Below are 16,301 nucleotides of genomic sequence, written 5' to 3' on the forward strand. Positions count from 1 at the left end.
GCGCTAGAGAGCGGCCAGCAGCTCCCGCGCTGCTTGGTAGTCGGCGCGCGCCTGCAGCGTCGCCAGGGGTTCTCCACCCCGCCCATGCAGCCGGGCAAGGCGCAGGCCCCGCCCGCTTGAGTGTCCGCTCACCTCGGCAAGAATGGCATCCGCCTCACGCGCTGCATTGCCCAGTACCGCCATGTCGCAGCCCGCCTGAAGCGCCGCCTGGACGCGGGCCTGGAGACTGCCGGCCCCAGCAGCTCCCGCCATCTCGAGGTCATCACTGAAGATGCTGCCCTCAAATCTCAGCGTCTCCCGGAGATACTGGATCCAGCGCGGCGAAAACCCCGCTGGGCAGTCTTCCATGGCTGGATAAGCCACATGCGCCATCATCACACCAGCCAGGCCGTTGTCGATCAGGCGCCGGAAGGGCAACAAATCCTGGTGTTCGAGATCCGTCACTGATCGCGGGTCACGAGCGCTCGCCTCATGGGAGTCGGGGGCCGTGCCACCATGCCCGGGAAAGTGCTTACCCACACAGGCCATCCCTGCCTCACGCGCCCCGCGCTGCCAGGCCAGACCGAGCGTGGCCACCGTCTGCGCATCGGCGCCAAGCGCCCGATCACCAATCACCTGACTGATCCCATGATCCAAATCCAGAACCGGCGCGAAGCTGAAATCGACACCCAGCGCTCGGAGCTCCATGGCCATCAGCCAACCGGCACGCTGCGCGGCCTCCTGCGCCAGGCTTGGCGCACTCGCATAGGATCGAGCCAGGCGCTCAGCCGCCGGGAGTTCGGTGAGCCCAGCTCGGAAGCGTTGAACGCGCCCACCTTCCTGGTCCACCGCAATAAGCAGGGGCGGGTTCCTGAGCCCGCGAATTACCTCGGTTAACCCAGCGAGCTGCGCCGGGTCGCGGTAATTACGGGCGAATAACAGCACACCGCCGACCGCTGGGTGACACAGCCGTTCACGCTCCTCACCGAGCAACTCAGTGCCAGCAATCCCCAGCATCAGTGGCCCGAGCATGATGAATCCTCACTGATCAGCACCGGCATGCCGGGATAACACTTGGGAAACAGGCTGCAGATATCGGCATTGCCCATGCGAATACAACCCGCGGAGACCGGCTCACCGAGTCGGTCCTCATCAGAGGTGCCATGGATGTAGATCAGGCGTCGCAGCGTATCGACATCACCCCCGCGATTACGGCCGGACTCGGCCCCCGTGAGCCAGAGAATGCGGGTCAGGATCCAGTCACGACCCGGGTTAGCCGCCATCAATTCCGGGGAGCACGTCTGACCCGTCGCACGGCGGCCGACAAAAACGGATCGCAAAGGCGCCCCCGCGCCGATGCCAAGCCGTATCCGATGCCACCCGCGCGGCGTTTGACCACTGCCATTGCACTCACCCGCCCCTGCCGCGGCCGTGGAAACGGGCCAGGCACCCAGACAGCGCTCCGCTTTTCTTAACTCGAGGACCTGTCGGGCAATCGAGATAGACAGCCAGTGACCCTGTGACACCGGGCAACTCCTGAATAAACCTGCTGCAATGATACGCTATCGGCTTTCGGCACACTGCAAGACGGGGACGGATCGATCCATGAAACGCCTGATACTGCTTCGCCATGGCCAGAGCACCTGGAATCTCGAGAACCGGTTTACCGGCTGGCATGACGTTGACCTGAGTGAGCGCGGCCGCCAGGAAGCCACTGAGGCGGGGCGATTGATGGAGAACGCTGACCTGGCACCCGAGGCGGTATTCAGCTCCGTGCTGACCCGCGCGATTCGCACCGCCTTTATGAGCCTGGATGTTCTGGATCGGCTGTGGATCCCGATGACGAAAGATTGGCGCCTGAATGAGCGCCATTACGGCGCATTGACTGGCCTAGACAAGGCTGAAACAGCCGAGCAATACGGCGATGAGCAGGTGCACGTCTGGCGACGCAGCTTTGCCACGCCGCCACCGCCACTGGACGCCGACGATCCACGCCATCCGGTCCATGACCCTCGTTACGCGCATTTGCCCGCGGCCACATTGCCAGGCACCGAATCGCTTAAAGACACGCTGGCACGCGTTCTACCGTTTTATGAATCGGATATTGCCCCTGCCCTAAAGCGTGTCGACACGCTGCTGATTGCAGCCCATGGCAATAGCTTGCGGGCGCTCGTCAAACACCTGGAAGGGCTATCGGATGAGGCCATCACGGGGGTCGAAATCGCAACGGGCGATCCGCTGGTCTATGCCCTCGATGACCATCTAGCGGTAACGAGCAAGCACTCGCTGCGGGATGGACAGTGAGCGACCTCACCCACCTCAACCCGCAGGGTGAGGCCCACATGGTCGATGTCGGGGGTAAACCCGCAACGCAGCGAGTGGCGATCGCTGAGGGGCGGATTCACATGGCAGCGGCCACCCTGGAGGCGCTCCGGCAGGGCGACCTGAAAAAAGGCGATGCCCTTGGGACCGCGCGGATTGCCGGCATCATGGCCGCGAAGCGCACTGCCGAACTCATCCCACTCTGCCATCCCCTGCCGCTCACCCACTTGGAGGTTACGCTGACCCCCGAGCCTGAGAATCTGGCCGTGCACTGTGAAGTTCAGGCGGAAACCCGCGGCCAGACGGGCGTTGAGATAGAGGCACTCACCGCGGTTCAGACCGCCCTACTCACCGTCTATGACATGTGCAAGGCGCTGGACCGCGGCATGCAAATCGATGGTGTAGCACTCACCCACAAGCGCGGTGGGCGCACCGGCGACTGGTCGCGTTAGGCGTCTACCGCCTGATTGACCTTTGCCGCGAAGATGAAGTCATTTTCATGCAGCCCGCCAATGGCGTGGGTAAAAATCTCCACCTCGCAGTAGCCGTAGCCAAAGGTGATCTCGGGGTGATGATCCTGATCTTCGGCAACCTCTCCGGCCTGGTTCGCCACGGTCTGCGCAGCCGCGAAGTCGCCTGTCTTGAACCGACGAGTGATGCGGGATGCATCATCGCTCAGTGTCCATCCAGGCACTTCAGCGAGGTAGGCCTGGGCCTGTTCGCGGGTCATCGGGTCAATCCCGCCCTGGCAGGGCGTGCACTGTTTCTCAGTTAAGCTCATGCGATCTCCTTGGTCTTCGTTCAACAAGATGTCCCGGGTTGGGGCGCTCCTATCTCTAGGCACGCCTAAGTGCCGGTTGGTTCCTCGCCTTCACGGGCCTTTGCGGTTTGGTAGGCAGCCTCGAGGCGCTCGAAACTCGCCTCCTCGAGCGTTTCGCCCGCTTCGGCAAGAACGGCTTCCAAACCCCTGAAGCGCCTCTCAAACTTGCGGTTACCGGCGCGTAGCGCGTGCTCAGCGTCGACCCCCGCCTGCCGCGCCAGATTAACGCAGGCGAGGAGCAAATCCCCGATCTCTTCTGCAACGTGCGCCTGATCGCGCGGCTCATCCGCGAGTGCCTCATCGAGTTCATCGAGCTCTTCGCGCACTTTATCGATGACCTGCCGGGGATCCGGCCACTCAAACCCGACGCGCGCCGCGCGGCCCTGCAATTTGCGACTGCGCGTGAGCGCAGGCAGTGCCAGTGGCACACTATCTAGTGCCCCGGGACGGTCTGTGCCCGAGGTCCGTGCGAGCCGCTCGTCCGCTTTAATCGCCTCCCAGCTCGCGCGCTGGCCTTCAGCCGTGATCGGGCCGGCTTCGCCAAAAATATGCGGATGACGCCGAATCAACTTATCCCGCACACCCGCCGCGATTGAGTCGAAGTCAAAGCTGCCCTCTTCCTCACCCAGGCGTGCATAGAACACCACCTGAAAAAGCAGATCGCCGAGCTCGTCGCGCATGTCCTCGCGATCATCCCGCTCGATGGCGTCAGCCACCTCATAGGCCTCCTCAAGGGTATGCGGCACGATCGAGGCGAAGGTCTGCTGAAGATCCCATGGGCAACCCTCAGCGGGATCCCGAAGCCGGGCCATAACCGCCAGCAGATCATCGAGCGCACTCATCGTTTTTGGTACTGACTCGCGCCAAAGAGCTTCTCTTTTGCCTCGTCATCGAGTTTTGGTGGCCGGACGTCGGCAAGCACCGCAACACCCCGCTCCACGGCTGGCCGGGCTGCAATGACGTCAAACCAGCGCTTGAGGTTCGGGAAATCGGCGAGTACCTGGCCCTGGTTTTCATAAGGCCGAATCCACGGGAAGCAGGCAATATCCGCGATGCTGTACATCTCGCCGGCGAGCCACTCCCGCCCAGCCAGGCGCCGATCGAGCACACCATAGAGCCGAGCGGCCTCATTGGTGTAGCGATTAACGGCGTAGTCGATCGTCTCGGGTGCGTACTGGCGGAAATGATGGGCCTGGCCCAGCATCGGCCCGAGGCCTCCCATCTGGAACATGAGCCACTCCAGGGTCTCGACGCGACCACGCGGCCCAGTCGGCATCAATTCACCGGTTTTTTCTGCGAGATACATCAGCATAGCGCCGGATTCGAACACCGAAATGGGCTCCCCGCCGGGGCCGTCCGTATCAATCATCGCCGGAATCTTGTTGTTCGGGCTGATGCGCAGGAACTCTTCGGTAAACTGATCGCCCTGACCGATATTGATCGGATGCACGTCATAGCTCAGACCGAGCTCCTCGAGCGCAATGTGAACTTTGTGACCATTCGGTGTCGGCCAGGTATAGAGATCGATCATGCCGTTACCATCCTTTATGATTGCCGTATGAATGAGATTCCCGGATATCAGCGTCGATATAGTGTGCCGGTCAAGGTGGGCCACGTCACGGTAGGGGGCGATGCACCCGTCGTTGTCCAGTCGATGACCAACACGGACACCGTGGATGAGATCCGCACAGCCATCCAGGTGGCCGATCTGGCGCGGGCTGGCTCGGAGCTTGTGCGCATTACGGTGAACAACGAAGAGGCGGCCCGGGCCGTGCCGCGGATACGACAGCGTCTGGATGACATGGGCGTCGACGTTCCGCTGGTGGGCGACTTCCACTTTAACGGCCACCGGCTCCTCAAGGCGGTACCGGCCTGTGGCGAAGCGCTGGGCAAGCTGCGCATCAATCCCGGCAATGTTGGTAAAGGCAGTCGCCGTGACCCCCAGTTCGCCGAGGTCATCGAAATCGCTCGCGATCTCGATCGACCGGTGCGCATTGGTGTGAACTGGGGCAGCCTGGATCAGGATCTGCTCTCACGCATGATGGATGACAACGCCCGTCTCGCGAATCCCAGACCGCCTGAGGTGGTCATGAAAGACGCGGTCGTAACGTCTTCACTGGAGAGTGCTGAGCGTGCTGAAGCGCTCGGCCTCCCCCATGACCGCATCATCATTTCCTGCAAAATGAGCCGGGTCCAGGATCTGATCAGCGTGTACCAGGATCTCGCCAACCGCTGTGACTTCCCGCTGCATCTGGGGCTGACTGAGGCCGGGATGGGCTCCAAAGGCATTGTGGCGTCCACGGCCGCCCTGTCGGTGCTGCTCCAGCAAGGGATCGGGGATACCATTCGCATTTCACTCACGCCAGAGCCAGGTGGCGACCGGACCCAGGAAGTCGTGGTCGCCCAGGAAATCCTGCAGACAATGGGGCTGCGCAGCTTCACGCCGCTTGTCGCCGCCTGCCCGGGATGTGGCCGCACCACTAGCACCTTCTTCCAGGAACTGGCTGACGAGATCCAGTCCCACGTCCGGACCCGCATGCCCGAGTGGCAAGCGCAGTACCCGGGCGTTGAAGAGATGAGCCTTGCCGTTATGGGATGCGTGGTTAATGGGCCAGGTGAGAGCCGCCAGGCCGACATTGGCATCAGCCTGCCAGGCACGGGAGAAAAGCCGGTCGCTCCCGTGTATGAGGATGGCGAGAAGACCGTCACCCTCAAGGGCGATAACATCGCTGAGGATTTCAAGGCGGTGGTGGAGCGCTATGTGGAACGTCGTTACGGCAATGGTATAACAACCCGCTGAGTCATTCGCTAAGCTGCTCTCGCTTCGCCGTCACCACTGACCAGTCATCGGCATCATCTGGCGGTGGCTCAGCCCGACTGATCACCGGCCACTGGTTGGCAAGCCGTGCGTTCAGGGCAATGAAGTCCTGCTGATCAGCGGGCACCTCGTCATCCGGGTAAATGGCATCCACGGGGCATTCCGCGACGCACACTGCGCAATCAATGCACTCCACCGGGTCGATCACCAGAAAATTGGGCCCGCCGTGGAAGCAGTCGACCGGGCAGACCTCGACACAGTCGGTATAGCGACAGCGGATGCAGGGCTCGGTGACGACATAGGTCATGAACCGGTCTCCCCGCTGGGTGCATGGCGCCGAGTCGCCAGGGCGCCACACACCTCGCAGCGCCACTCACGGCCCGCGTACTGCTGAAGGATGGTCTCGCGAATCTGCGGGCGTGCCACGAAGTCAGCGAGGGTGAACCTCCGAAGAAATGCCTCGATCTCGCTGGAAAGATGTGACCAAAGCGCTTCATCCAGCGCCGAGCCCACCCGTCTGGGCCCACTGGCACCGTCCATGAGCGTCGTGATCTCGCCAATGGAGATGGCCTCCGCGGCTCGACCCAGCCGATAGCCACCCCCTGGCCCCGGTGTGCCCTGCACCAGGCCTTCACGACGAAGGCGCCAGAAAATCTGATCGATGTAGGACATGGAGATGCCCTGACAGACAGACACTTCCGCCAACGGCACCGCACCCGTGTCTTGGTGGACGGCCAGATGCATCAGTGCGCTGACGGCATAACGGCTTTTCGCAGACAGACGGATCATCTGCGTAGTATGCCAATCAGCGAGCGATCTGTGGGGCCGCAAACGGAATCACGGTGTGTCCATGATTCACAGGACCGTGTCCGGTACCAAGCGGCACCGCCGTCTCAAGCGCCTGCTGGAGATAATCTCGCGCTCGCTCAACTGCAGCAGGCAGAGCCATCCCCCGGCCAATGCCCTCAGCGATCGCCGAGGCCAGGGTGCAGCCGGTGCCATGGTCACTGGTGGTGGCGATGCGAGGATGATGCAGCCTCAGGTAACCCCCAGCGTGGGCGAACACATCAACCAGGTCATCGCTGGATAAATGCCCGCCCTTGAGCAAAACGGCGTCACAGCCCAGGGCCCGCAGCGCATCGGCGGCGTCCTGCATTTCATCAGCGCTTTGAATGCGTTGGCCCAAGAGCGCTTCCGCCTCAGGAATATTGGGAGTAATCACGCTCGCCTGCGGGATCAGGCGCTCACGCAGCCGGTTCATGGCAGCGTCATCCACCAGCCGATCACCGCTTTGCGCCACCATGACCGGATCAACAACGAGCGGCACATTGGGCGCCCGCGCGGTCAGACAATCCGCAATCGCATCGATCACGGCCGGCGCATGGAGCATGCCGGTTTTAATGCAATCAGCGCCCAGATCATCCAGTACAGAGTCCATCTGTGCGCGAATAAACGCCTCAGGGATTCCCATGACGGACTGTACACCGAGGGTATTTTGCGCCGTTAGCGCGGTCACTGCGGTCATGGCATACCCCTCGAGGGCGCAAACCGTTTTAATATCCGCTTGGATGCCGGCCCCGCCTCCCGCGTCAGACCCGGCCACAATCAGAATGCGTGCGGGCGTCATGTCGGATCTCCGTGATGCTTGGAAAGATAATGCGCTTGTGCCGAACGCCGATCGGGTTTGCCCGCCCCGGTAAGCGGCAGGGTGTCGACCAACTCGATGGCCACCGGCTGCTTGAAGCGCGAGAGTTTGTCGTCGAGTGACGCCATGACCGCCGGTATCTCGCTTTCCTCAGGCCCGGTTACCCAGGCAACCGGCCGCTCTCCCCAGCGCTCGTCCGGAATGCCGAATACGAGGGCACTCTGTACGGCCTCATGTGCGACAAGGGCAGCCTCTACCTCCTCAGCCGCCACGTTCTCACCCCCGGTGATGATCACATGATCCAGTCGACCAATCACCCGGACCTGCCCATTCTCCTCGGTAACCGCCAAATCCCCACTGCGCACCCAGCCATCTGGCCGAACGCGCTGCTGTGTTGCATCGGCATCATCCAGGTAGCCGTCGAACGTGTGCTGACTGCGTAGCTGCAACTCTCCCGGTACCCCCGGCGCTGTCTCGGTTTCGGTTTTTGGGTCAACGATCCGATAGTCACAATGAAACAAGCTCGTCCCAATCGATTGCTGCCGCGCCTCGAGCGTCTCCAGGCTTTGATCAGCGCGCGGTTGAAGGAAATTAGACGGGCCCGCCTCGGTGAGCCCATAGGACTGACTGACGGGGATACCACGGCGGAAGAACGGCGCCATGGTGGCCGGCGCACAGGGCGCGCCGGCTGTGGTGATGCCCTCAAGACTCGCCAGGTCACTCGATGCAAATGCCGGGGCTTGCGTCATTGCTTTGAGCATCGCCTCAACCGCACCGAAGTGATTCACCGCGTGTGTCTCAATGAGCTGCAGCGCCTCGGCTGCATCGAAAGCCGGCTGGAGGACCAAACAACCGCCGGCATGCAGGATGGGCGTCACCGTATTCCAGCCACCGATATGAAAGAGCGGAAACAGGACCAGTTCGCGTCGCCGCCCTAGTCCATCCGGCGCTGCACTCAAGAGCTCAAAAGCGTTCCAGACCATCTGTCGATGGCTGATGACACAGAGCTTTGGCAAGCCGGTACTGCCACCGGTGTGGACGATAAGCGCCGGATCGGCGAGCGCGACTTCGGTATTGACCGCATTGGCGGGGTAGCCGGGCAGGACGCGGTCGTAATCACTTTGTGGACCGCCAAAACTGAACTGGGGGCATTGCGTTGCCGTGCCGTGCAGCGCTGCGACAAATTCGCGCAACGTCGTGTCATAAAATAGCCAGCTTGGGCGCAGACGGGCGAGTAGCTGACTCGCCTCATCGGCAGTGAGCCGATGGCTGATCGGCGCGAGCACGGCGCCCAGCTTGCCGCAGGCCAGATACAACTCGATCGCCTCGAGGCGATTCGTCGTGACCAGACCCACACGATCACCCGCGCGTATACCGGCTACCGCCTGCATCCAGCCGGCCAGCCGGCACACCCGATCGTCGAGCGCGCGATAATCGAGCCTGGTTCCGGTATGGGGTTCGATAACGGCAAGCCGATCAGGGGTGAGCGCCCGCCGTCGGCCGGCCCAATCACCCACCCAGTACATCGGCTGTCGGTCAGGATCGAGGTGACTGTTCATAAGGTGTCAAAATTCCCGCAAAATGCCGCCATGGGGTATCACGAACTCATCGACATCGGCGTCAATCTGACGCATGGACGCTTTGACGTCGACCGTGAAGCGGTTATTCAACGTGCGATGGACGCGGGCGTTGCCCGCATGGTCCTCACCGGGGTCACCCTCACCGAGTCGTCCGAGGCCCTCGAGATGGCATCGAGCCATACAGGCGTGATGGTCGCTACCGCTGGTGTTCACCCGCATCACGCAAGTGAATGGACCGCTCAGAGCACGGAGGCGCTCACCGCATTGCTGGCTCATCCTAACGCGGTTGCCGTTGGCGAAACCGGGTTGGATTATTGCCGCGATTTCTCACCGCGATCAGCACAACGTCAGGCGTTTGAGGCGCAACTGGCCATTGCTGTCGAGAGCGGTTATCCCGCCTTTCTCCATCAGCGAGACGCCGAAGACGATTTTCTGGCTATCCTTCGGGATTATCGGGACCAGATAAGCGCCGCGGTCATCCACTGCTTTACCGGCGACCGTGCCTTTCTGCACCGCTGCCTTGATCTGGACCTGCATGTCGGCGTCACCGGCTGGATTTGCGACGAGCGGCGTGGCAGTACCTTACGCGAGAGCGTGCCGGATATCCCGGATCATCGCCTGATGATCGAGACCGATGCGCCGTTTCTGCTACCCCGAGATATGCCAGAGAAACCGGCCGACCGCCGCAATGAACCCGCTTTCCTGCCGCATGTCCTTGAGAGCGTGGCCCGACTTCGCGGGCAAGATCCCAGCCGACTTGCCGAATTCACCGCGACGAACAGTGAGGCCTTTTTCAGCCTCTAAGCACTCGCCACACTCGCTTCAAAACGCACCGAGGCGGCACATTCCGCCCACTGATCAAGCGCCTCATCAATGATTTCGGAGCCAGCGCCGGGTCGAGCGGCCGCCTCACTGAGCGCCCGCCGCCACACCCTGGCACCGGGAAGCCCCTGAAACAGCCCCATTAAATGCCGTGTATACCGGGAAATTGGCACCCCAGCGTAATGCCGACACGCGACATAATCGCGGTACTGCCGAGCGACGCTGGCTCGATCCGGGGCTTTCGGCGCCCCTGGCGCGGCGAAAATCCGCTGGTCTGCCTCAGCAAGCAGCCAGGGGTTATGGTATGCCTCCCGGCCGATCATGACCCCGTCGACTGCCTCGCCCCAGTGTTCGGCCGCGGCAAGATCCTTGATACCGCCATTCAGAACAATCGTGAGCTGGGGGAAATCCGCTTTGAGCTGCGCGACCATGTCGTGCCGCAATGCGGGGATCTCGCGATTTTGCTTGGGTGATAGACCGCTCAGCCAAGCTTTACGAGCATGCACGATCAGTCCATCAGCCCCAGCGCTTGCCACGGTGTCGACGAACGCGCAGAGCTGGTCGTAGTGATCATCATGATCGACCCCAATCCGCGATTTCACAGTGACCGGCAGATCGCTCGCCTCCCGCATCGCGCGCACGAGGTCTGCAACCAGATCTGGCTCGCGCATGAGGCAGGCGCCAAAGCGACCCGACTGCACCCGATCACTGGGGCAGCCCACATTCAGGTTAACCTCGTCGTAGCCCCACACTTGAGCCAAATGCGCCCCGTGAGCCAACTGCTGCGGGTCACTCCCTCCTAACTGAACGGCCACTGGGTGCTCGCTGGCATCACCGGCAAGAAACCGTTCGGCCCGCCCATGCCAAAGGGCCTGGGCAGGTACCATCTCGGTATAAAGGAGCGTGTGTCGCGTAATTAGCCGCAACAAATACCGACAGGCTGGATCGGTCCAGTCCATCATCGGCGCCACACTTAGCTTGGGGTTGGGGGTCTGTCGCATATCAGCGATTGCGCGGTATCCTTATCACTTTGAAAAGATATCACGGAGCGTGCACTTCATGCCTCTCGTCCGCTTCTACACCACAAGTGGATGTCGTCTGTGCGACGAGGCATTCAATGTGGCCCGTCCAATTATAGAGCGCCTGAAATTTCGACTGCAGATTATTGAAATAATGGATGATCCGGACACAGAGGCCACTTACGGTGAGCGAATTCCCGTCATTCACCGAATGGACCAGGATGCGGTACTTGAATGGCCCTTCTCCGCCGCTGCAATTTACCGGTACCTGGCATGAGGACGACCCGACGACGTCTTCTGACTAGTCTGCTCGGCGCATCACTGGCCCTCCCCGCTTTGACCTGGGCAAGCACAAGCCTGCCACCTCACGACGGGCTCTGGGTCCACGTCGACACGGATCGGTCGATGGCCACCGTGCTCCGCGGCACCAAAGTGGTAGAACAATTTGAGCATGTCGCCTTCGGCCGTGGCGGCGTCTCACCGCTGCGGCTAAAGGGGCGAGACAAGACACCGCTCGGGGAATTTCGTATTACTCGCGTCAACCAGAATAGCCCCTTTCATATTTTCCTCGGTATTGATTATCCGCGCCTCGAGCATATTGACCGGGCCCGCAAACGTGGCCTGATCAGTGACGCCGAGTACAAAAGATCAATCGATCATGGCGCAAGGCACGGCGAATTCCCCCAAGACGGGCCACTGGGTGGCTATATCGGATTTCACGGAATTGGCGATGGCGATCCAGACGTTCATGACAATTTCCATTGGACTCAGGGCTGCATTGCCTTGACCAACGACCAAATTGAAACATTCGAATCACTGGTTGCTGTGGGTACGCCGGTTCGTATCGAGTAGCCATTCTCGGGGGGTTGAAAGTCGCCGGTAAGCGAGCAATCATGCGCCAGACGTTCGTGACGGCTTTAAACGGGCTGTTGCCGGGGTCTAACGATTGCAATCGCACAGGCTTTAAAGGAGTTCAATTTATGAACCAGTCAATGAAAACGCTACTCAAACTGACTATCGCCGGCGCTTCGCTGGGTATTCTGGCTGGCTGCGCCACCCAGGCTTCCACCGAGGACCTGCAGGCACAGATCGACGCCGCCATGGATGAGGCCAGCCGCGCCACGGCGACTGCTGAGGGCGCGCAGCGCACCGCGGATGACAACGCCGAGAAGATCGATCGCATGTTCGAGCGTTCGATGTACAAATAAGCAGAAGCGCTTCGCGACTGCGACAGGCCCCGCTCCGGCGGGGCTTTTTTATGGGCTCACGCTGAGCTTAGTACAACAGCGTCGGTAGCTTTGCCTCGTCCAAGGCGATTTGGTGGGTGTTTGACCGTGAGACCGCGCCGGGGAGGCCGTCCGCCGAATTAACCGCGCCCGCCAGGCGCTCGTGATCAACTCGCACATCTCCCTGCTCCAGCACCCGCGCAACCGCAAGTACCGCTTCCATGATCGACGGCGGCTCAACGTTGTCAAAGGCATTCTCTGCCTCAGGCGGCAAAATCGGGTGCACCTCAACCAGCAGCTGATCGTCCAGCCATCCGGCCTTTACCGGCTGATTCACAATCTCTACCGACGATCCGGATGGCAGCCGCTCATATAGCGACTCGACGTCTTCCGGGAACATTCGGATGCACCCGTGGGTGACGCGCATACCGATGCCCCGCGGCTCGTTGGTGCCGTGAATCAGGTATGCCCCCCCAGGAATATCCAAGCGCAGCTTATGGCGCCCCAGTGGATTATCAGGCCCCGGTGGCACCGCTTCGGGCAGCGGGCGTCCCTGCTCCCGCCGTTCGGTCAAAATTGACTCAGGCGGGAACCAGTAGGGATTTTCGGTTTTCTCGGTGATCTGGCTTTTCCCAAGCGGTGTCGACCAGTCCATTCGCCCAACACTGATTGGGTAGGTCTCCACCATCCCGGTATTATCGCTTTCCGCCCCTGGGTAGTAGTAAAGGCGCATTTCCGCGAGGTTGATCACGATGCCCTCACGAGCCGCCTCAGGCAGGATAAACCGACTTGGGATGGTCACCTGCGTCCCCTCGCCGGGCAACCAGACATCCACCTCCGGGTTGGCACGGCGCATCTCCTCATACCCAATGCCGTAACGCCGGCCGAGAGACAGCAGGGTATCCTCCTCGTCCGCTGCAATGACCTGCACTTCGCCAATGACATTGGTGTCCTCGGGTGGTAGCGGAAACATCAGCGCACTAGCCGTCCCCGACGCAAGGGACAGCCATAAGCCCGCGGCAAGCGCACCGATGGTCTGTACCCTCCATCCCATGACTGCTCTGATCGTTTCGTTCATTGCCACTCATACCCTGACATAATGAGGCACAGTATCCGCCAGAAGCCGTGTCGGAGGAAAGACAGTTGGACGAGCAAACTCGAATCGAATTGGAAGCAGCCGCTTTTCGCGCGCTTGTAAACCACCTGCGTGAGCGCAGTGATGTGCAGAATTTGGACCTGATGAATCTTGCCGGGTTCTGCCGTAATTGCCTGTCGCGCTGGTACGCCGAGGCTGCTGAGACGCGAGAAATTCCGATGGATCGAGACACCGCGCGAGAGATTGTTTACGGAATGCCGTACGAAGAATGGAAGAAAAACCACCAAAGGTAGGGCAAACCCCCTTCGCTTTTGGGGGATTTTAAGCAATAATATCGCCATGTTCATCGTTAACGGTCAACGGTCAAGGATCATGGTCGCCATCGGGCTATTCAGCCTGTTGGCGCCGTGCGTTGCGTTTGCCCAACCTGCTGATTGGAGTTCGCGGGTCAGCCCCGGGCTCGAGCTGACCTCGCATCTCAATGACCGCCTCGACATCCGGTTTGGTGTCAATGACGAGCATCATGTCATCAACACGCATGGCTTAACACTGGATGGTTCAGAGCAGACGCCCGTTCTCTCGGCGATGGTCGACTGGTCGGTTCATGACGGTGGGTTCCGCATGACCGGCGGTGCCGTTTATGGAGAGGAGCTTTTTAGCGAGTCCTCTGTGCCGGTCCCGGAAATCAGCACCGATGACATGCAGACGTACGTCGGTGTGGGTTATGACAACGACTTTGGGACCAATGGGCGCCTGGGCCTATCGCTCGACATGGGCCTGACCTTCGACAGTGTTTCCGGCAGCTCAATGGATGCACTTGATGATGACGATCTCGAAGATGCCGAACTGGGCAGCCGTTTCGAGAGTTTCCGTTACACACCGAGCTTTTCTGCTGGCGTTGAATACCGCTTCTAAGTCCACTCGCTTGTTGCGATCTCCAGAAGTCCGTTCAGATCATCGACAATCCAGTCTGGGTGCCTAACACCTGGAGCCAGTATTTCCGCATTGCCCGCACGACGTACCAGCACCGTTTGCCAGCCCGCCGCCCCTGCGCCAATCGTATCCCAAACATGACAGGCCACCATGCAAAGTGCGCTCGGAGAGACGTCTAGGGCCTCAGCAACTTGCTGATAGGTATCCGGATGGGGTTTGAACCGCTCGACGGTATGGACCGAAAAGCTCTGCTCGAAAAACTCGGCAAGGCCGGCCCGCATAAGCGGGCTTTCCCCTGAGCCGGGTGGTGAGTTACTCAAGGTCACCAGACGATAACCTGATTGTTTGAGTGCGCTCAGCGCCGGATGGACGTCCGGCAGCGCAGGCAAGGTTGCCATTGCAGTGGACAGGGCTTCTATATCGACGTCCTGAATGCCGACGCTCTTTGTCTTACCGAGCATTCTGAATACCCCGGCAGCCAGTATATTAAACGGCGTATAGCCACCAGACAGAGAAACCGCCTCGGAGTAGAGGATCAACTGAGCAAACCACTCGCGCAGACTATCCGCATTACCGAACACGCGCTCGAAGATTGGCGCCAACGCCGTTATATCGAGCAGTGTCTCGTTGACGTCGAATACCAGAATAGGTCGATTGGTATTAGGGCCTGTCATGCAGAGCGTTCTTCTTAGTCAGTTGGCGGAGAGGGAGGGATTGATTCGGCCCTGCGGGCCTCACCCTTCGGGCGCCTCGCTACGCTCGCCGTCCCCATCGGCTCGCGCCGATGGGTCGCACCCCAACAACTGTCAAATACAAAAAAGGCCCCTCGGGGGCCATTTTTGTATTTGGCGGAGAGGGAGGGATTCGAACCCCCGGAGCCCTTAGGCTCAACGGATTTCAAGTCCGCCGCATTCGACCACTCTGCCACCTCTCCAAGCTGCTCATTGTCACCTGCCAAATCAATCAGGACAAGTGAGTCATAGTCGGCGATGCCGTGGCAATGGCCTTGGCAGCATCTCGAATCAAGCCTGGTCCGCGATAAATAAAGCCCGTATAAATCTGGACGAGGTCCGCACCGGCCTGCATCTTCTCCACAGCGTCGGCGGCATTGAGAATTCCACCCACTGCGATAATGGGAAGGTCCGGGCCGGCGGTTTCACGCACAAGGCGAACCACCGCCGTTGCGCGATCCCGCAGCGGAGCGCCACTCAGCCCCCCTGCCTCCTCCGCCACCGGATCTTCTCGCACGTCGGGGCGCCCGATCGTGGTATTGGTCGCCGTGATGCCATCGACACCGCATTCACGCAGCGCATCGACCAATGCCCGAATGGGGTCATCATCCAGATCCGGCGCGATTTTGACGAGCAACGGAGCACGCCGACCTCGCGCGTCGGCTAGCGCGTCACGGCGTGCAATGAGTGTCTGGACCAAACCCGTGAGCTCCTGGCCTTCCTGCAAGCGGCGCAGCCCCGGTGTGTTGGGCGAGGAAAGGTTAACAACAATATAGTCGGCCGAGTCGTAGACCGCCTCGAGGCAACGTAGATAGTCATCCGTCGCGTGCTCGAGGGGGGTATCCCGATTTTTGCCGATGTTGATGCCAATCGGGACATTCGCCTGCGCGGTCTCAACGCGCTCCACCAGGTGATCAACGCCCTGATTGTTAAAGCCGAGTCGGTTAATGAGTGCCTCATGGTCAGGTATGCGGAACAACCGTGGCGCGGGATTACCCGGCTGGGCCACCGGTGTCACCGTCCCCAGCTCCAGAAAACCAAAACCCAGCCCGGTCAGGCCATTGATATGGTCCCCGTCCTTGTCGAGACCCGCCGCAAGGCCAACCGCGTTCGCGAACGTCAGCCCCATGAGGCGCCTGGGGTCACGAACCTGCCCGATCAGGCGCCGCGCCAGGCCCACACGCATAACCCAGTCAAGCGTGCCAAGCGCCACGTCATGCGCCCGCTCAGGAGGAAGTGCGAATAGAGCCCGTCTTGCTACACCAAACATGATGCCTCTCGACCTGCGTTGACCACCTGCCTAGACTGAT

Annotated in this window: 22 protein-coding genes and 1 tRNA gene; 9 read left to right on the forward strand and 14 right to left on the reverse strand. The window is 60.8% G+C overall.

Features of this window, described 5'->3' with window-relative positions:
* Positions 1-3 precede the first annotated feature (3 nt).
* Entirely contained in the window at positions 4-1,014 is a 1,011-nt protein-coding gene (gene nagZ, locus SPISAL_RS04280) for a beta-N-acetylhexosaminidase (RefSeq protein ID WP_041389207.1), read from the reverse strand.
* Positions 996-1,505: a L,D-transpeptidase gene (locus tag SPISAL_RS04285; protein WP_016353241.1), complete on the reverse strand. Its 510-nt coding sequence runs from the start codon at positions 1,503-1,505 to the stop codon at positions 996-998. Before SPISAL_RS04285 ends, nagZ begins: the two co-directional genes overlap by 19 nt.
* Positions 1,506-1,593: 88 nt before the next feature.
* Here SPISAL_RS04285 and gpmA point away from each other — a divergent pair, with 88 nt between their 5' ends.
* Together gpmA and moaC are read left to right on the forward strand one after the other, a co-directional pair.
* Positions 1,594-2,283: a 2,3-diphosphoglycerate-dependent phosphoglycerate mutase gene (gene gpmA, locus SPISAL_RS04290; RefSeq protein ID WP_390622282.1), complete on the forward strand. Its 690-nt coding sequence runs from the start codon at positions 1,594-1,596 to the stop codon at positions 2,281-2,283.
* Positions 2,280-2,753: a cyclic pyranopterin monophosphate synthase MoaC gene (gene moaC, locus SPISAL_RS04295; RefSeq protein WP_016353243.1), complete on the forward strand. Its 474-nt coding sequence runs from the start codon at positions 2,280-2,282 to the stop codon at positions 2,751-2,753. The genes gpmA and moaC overlap by 4 nt, the downstream gene beginning before the upstream one ends.
* Here moaC and SPISAL_RS04300 read toward each other — a convergent pair.
* The 3 genes from SPISAL_RS04300 to SPISAL_RS04310 all read right to left on the reverse strand — a co-directional run bounded on the left by SPISAL_RS04300 (position 2,750) and on the right by SPISAL_RS04310 (position 4,652).
* Positions 2,750-3,082 carry a 4a-hydroxytetrahydrobiopterin dehydratase gene (locus tag SPISAL_RS04300; RefSeq protein ID WP_016353244.1) on the reverse strand — a complete coding sequence of 111 codons (333 nt, stop codon included), beginning with the start codon at positions 3,080-3,082 and terminating at the stop codon, positions 2,750-2,752. The genes moaC and SPISAL_RS04300 overlap by 4 nt on opposite strands.
* A gap of 65 nt (positions 3,083-3,147) precedes the next feature.
* The gene (mazG, locus tag SPISAL_RS04305; protein WP_016353245.1) at positions 3,148-3,963 is read right to left on the reverse strand and encodes a nucleoside triphosphate pyrophosphohydrolase; all 816 of its coding nucleotides are present in this window, start codon (positions 3,961-3,963) and stop codon (positions 3,148-3,150) included.
* Positions 3,960-4,652, reverse strand: coding sequence for a glutathione binding-like protein (locus tag SPISAL_RS04310; protein WP_016353246.1), 693 nt, complete (start codon positions 4,650-4,652; stop codon positions 3,960-3,962). Before SPISAL_RS04310 ends, mazG begins: the two co-directional genes overlap by 4 nt.
* Positions 4,653-4,679: 27 nt before the next feature.
* Between SPISAL_RS04310 and ispG the strand changes: the two genes are divergently transcribed.
* A complete protein-coding gene (ispG, locus tag SPISAL_RS04315) occupies positions 4,680-5,921 on the forward strand; it encodes a flavodoxin-dependent (E)-4-hydroxy-3-methylbut-2-enyl-diphosphate synthase (protein WP_016353247.1) in 1,242 nt (413 codons plus the stop codon).
* Between the two features lies 1 nt (position 5,922).
* Here the strand turns inward: ispG and fdxA are convergent, their stop codons facing one another.
* Genes fdxA through SPISAL_RS04335 form a run of 4 tightly spaced genes read right to left on the reverse strand, consistent with a single transcriptional unit; the run spans position 5,923 to position 9,143 of the window.
* A complete protein-coding gene (fdxA, locus tag SPISAL_RS04320) occupies positions 5,923-6,246 on the reverse strand; it encodes a ferredoxin FdxA (protein WP_016353248.1) in 324 nt (107 codons plus the stop codon).
* Positions 6,243-6,728, reverse strand: coding sequence for an Rrf2 family transcriptional regulator (locus tag SPISAL_RS04325; protein ID WP_016353249.1), 486 nt, complete (start codon positions 6,726-6,728; stop codon positions 6,243-6,245). Before SPISAL_RS04325 ends, fdxA begins: the two co-directional genes overlap by 4 nt.
* Positions 6,729-6,744: 16 nt before the next feature.
* Entirely contained in the window at positions 6,745-7,566 is an 822-nt protein-coding gene (gene thiD, locus SPISAL_RS04330; protein ID WP_016353250.1) for a bifunctional hydroxymethylpyrimidine kinase/phosphomethylpyrimidine kinase, read from the reverse strand.
* Positions 7,563-9,143, reverse strand: a complete 1,581-nt coding sequence (locus SPISAL_RS04335) for a class I adenylate-forming enzyme family protein (protein ID WP_016353251.1) — start codon at positions 9,141-9,143, stop codon at positions 7,563-7,565. The genes thiD and SPISAL_RS04335 overlap by 4 nt, the downstream gene beginning before the upstream one ends.
* A 30-nt stretch (positions 9,144-9,173) precedes the next feature.
* Between SPISAL_RS04335 and SPISAL_RS04340 the strand changes: the two genes are divergently transcribed.
* Positions 9,174-9,968, forward strand: coding sequence for a TatD family hydrolase (locus SPISAL_RS04340; protein ID WP_016353252.1), 795 nt, complete (start codon positions 9,174-9,176; stop codon positions 9,966-9,968).
* Here the strand turns inward: SPISAL_RS04340 and dusA are convergent.
* Positions 9,965-10,987 (reverse strand): tRNA dihydrouridine(20/20a) synthase DusA, encoded by a 1,023-nt coding sequence (dusA, locus tag SPISAL_RS04345; protein WP_016353253.1) that lies wholly within the window; start codon positions 10,985-10,987, stop codon positions 9,965-9,967. The genes SPISAL_RS04340 and dusA overlap by 4 nt on opposite strands.
* A 58-nt stretch (positions 10,988-11,045) precedes the next feature.
* On the opposite strand from dusA, the gene SPISAL_RS09055 reads away from it, so the two are divergent.
* The 3 genes from SPISAL_RS09055 to SPISAL_RS04360 all read left to right on the forward strand — a co-directional run bounded on the left by SPISAL_RS09055 (position 11,046) and on the right by SPISAL_RS04360 (position 12,213).
* Positions 11,046-11,282, forward strand: coding sequence for a glutaredoxin family protein (locus SPISAL_RS09055; protein ID WP_016353254.1), 237 nt, complete (start codon positions 11,046-11,048; stop codon positions 11,280-11,282).
* Positions 11,279-11,857, forward strand: a complete 579-nt coding sequence (locus tag SPISAL_RS04355) for a L,D-transpeptidase family protein (RefSeq protein WP_041389210.1) — start codon at positions 11,279-11,281, stop codon at positions 11,855-11,857. Before SPISAL_RS09055 ends, SPISAL_RS04355 begins: the two co-directional genes overlap by 4 nt.
* 128 nt (positions 11,858-11,985) lie before the next feature.
* A complete protein-coding gene (locus SPISAL_RS04360) occupies positions 11,986-12,213 on the forward strand; it encodes an alanine-zipper protein (protein ID WP_016353256.1) in 228 nt (75 codons plus the stop codon).
* A gap of 67 nt (positions 12,214-12,280) precedes the next feature.
* Here the strand turns inward: SPISAL_RS04360 and SPISAL_RS04365 are convergent, their stop codons facing one another.
* Complete coding sequence (locus SPISAL_RS04365; RefSeq protein ID WP_016353257.1) at positions 12,281-13,309, reverse strand: L,D-transpeptidase family protein; 1,029 nt, start codon at positions 13,307-13,309, stop codon at positions 12,281-12,283.
* 65 nt (positions 13,310-13,374) lie between these two features.
* On the opposite strand from SPISAL_RS04365, the gene SPISAL_RS04370 reads away from it, so the two are divergent.
* Both SPISAL_RS04370 and SPISAL_RS04375 read left to right on the forward strand, forming a co-directional pair.
* Positions 13,375-13,620, forward strand: a complete 246-nt coding sequence (locus SPISAL_RS04370) for a DUF1244 domain-containing protein (RefSeq protein ID WP_016353258.1) — start codon at positions 13,375-13,377, stop codon at positions 13,618-13,620.
* A gap of 46 nt (positions 13,621-13,666) precedes the next feature.
* Positions 13,667-14,242: a hypothetical protein gene (locus SPISAL_RS04375; protein WP_016353259.1), complete on the forward strand. Its 576-nt coding sequence runs from the start codon at positions 13,667-13,669 to the stop codon at positions 14,240-14,242.
* Here the strand turns inward: SPISAL_RS04375 and SPISAL_RS04380 are convergent.
* The 3 genes from SPISAL_RS04380 to SPISAL_RS04390 all read right to left on the reverse strand — a co-directional run bounded on the left by SPISAL_RS04380 (position 14,239) and on the right by SPISAL_RS04390 (position 16,261).
* Positions 14,239-14,934 carry a haloacid dehalogenase type II gene (locus SPISAL_RS04380; RefSeq protein ID WP_016353260.1) on the reverse strand — a complete coding sequence of 232 codons (696 nt, stop codon included), beginning with the start codon at positions 14,932-14,934 and terminating at the stop codon, positions 14,239-14,241. The genes SPISAL_RS04375 and SPISAL_RS04380 overlap by 4 nt on opposite strands.
* Before the next feature lie 172 nt (positions 14,935-15,106).
* Positions 15,107-15,194: transfer RNA gene (locus SPISAL_RS04385), tRNA-Ser, on the reverse strand.
* A 29-nt stretch (positions 15,195-15,223) separates the two neighbouring features.
* Positions 15,224-16,261: a quinone-dependent dihydroorotate dehydrogenase gene (locus tag SPISAL_RS04390; RefSeq protein ID WP_041389215.1), complete on the reverse strand. Its 1,038-nt coding sequence runs from the start codon at positions 16,259-16,261 to the stop codon at positions 15,224-15,226.
* Positions 16,262-16,301 lie beyond the last annotated feature (40 nt).

This window comes from Spiribacter salinus M19-40 (genome assembly GCF_000319575.2).
In the GTDB taxonomy this organism is placed as follows: domain Bacteria; phylum Pseudomonadota; class Gammaproteobacteria; order Nitrococcales; family Nitrococcaceae; genus Spiribacter; species Spiribacter salinus.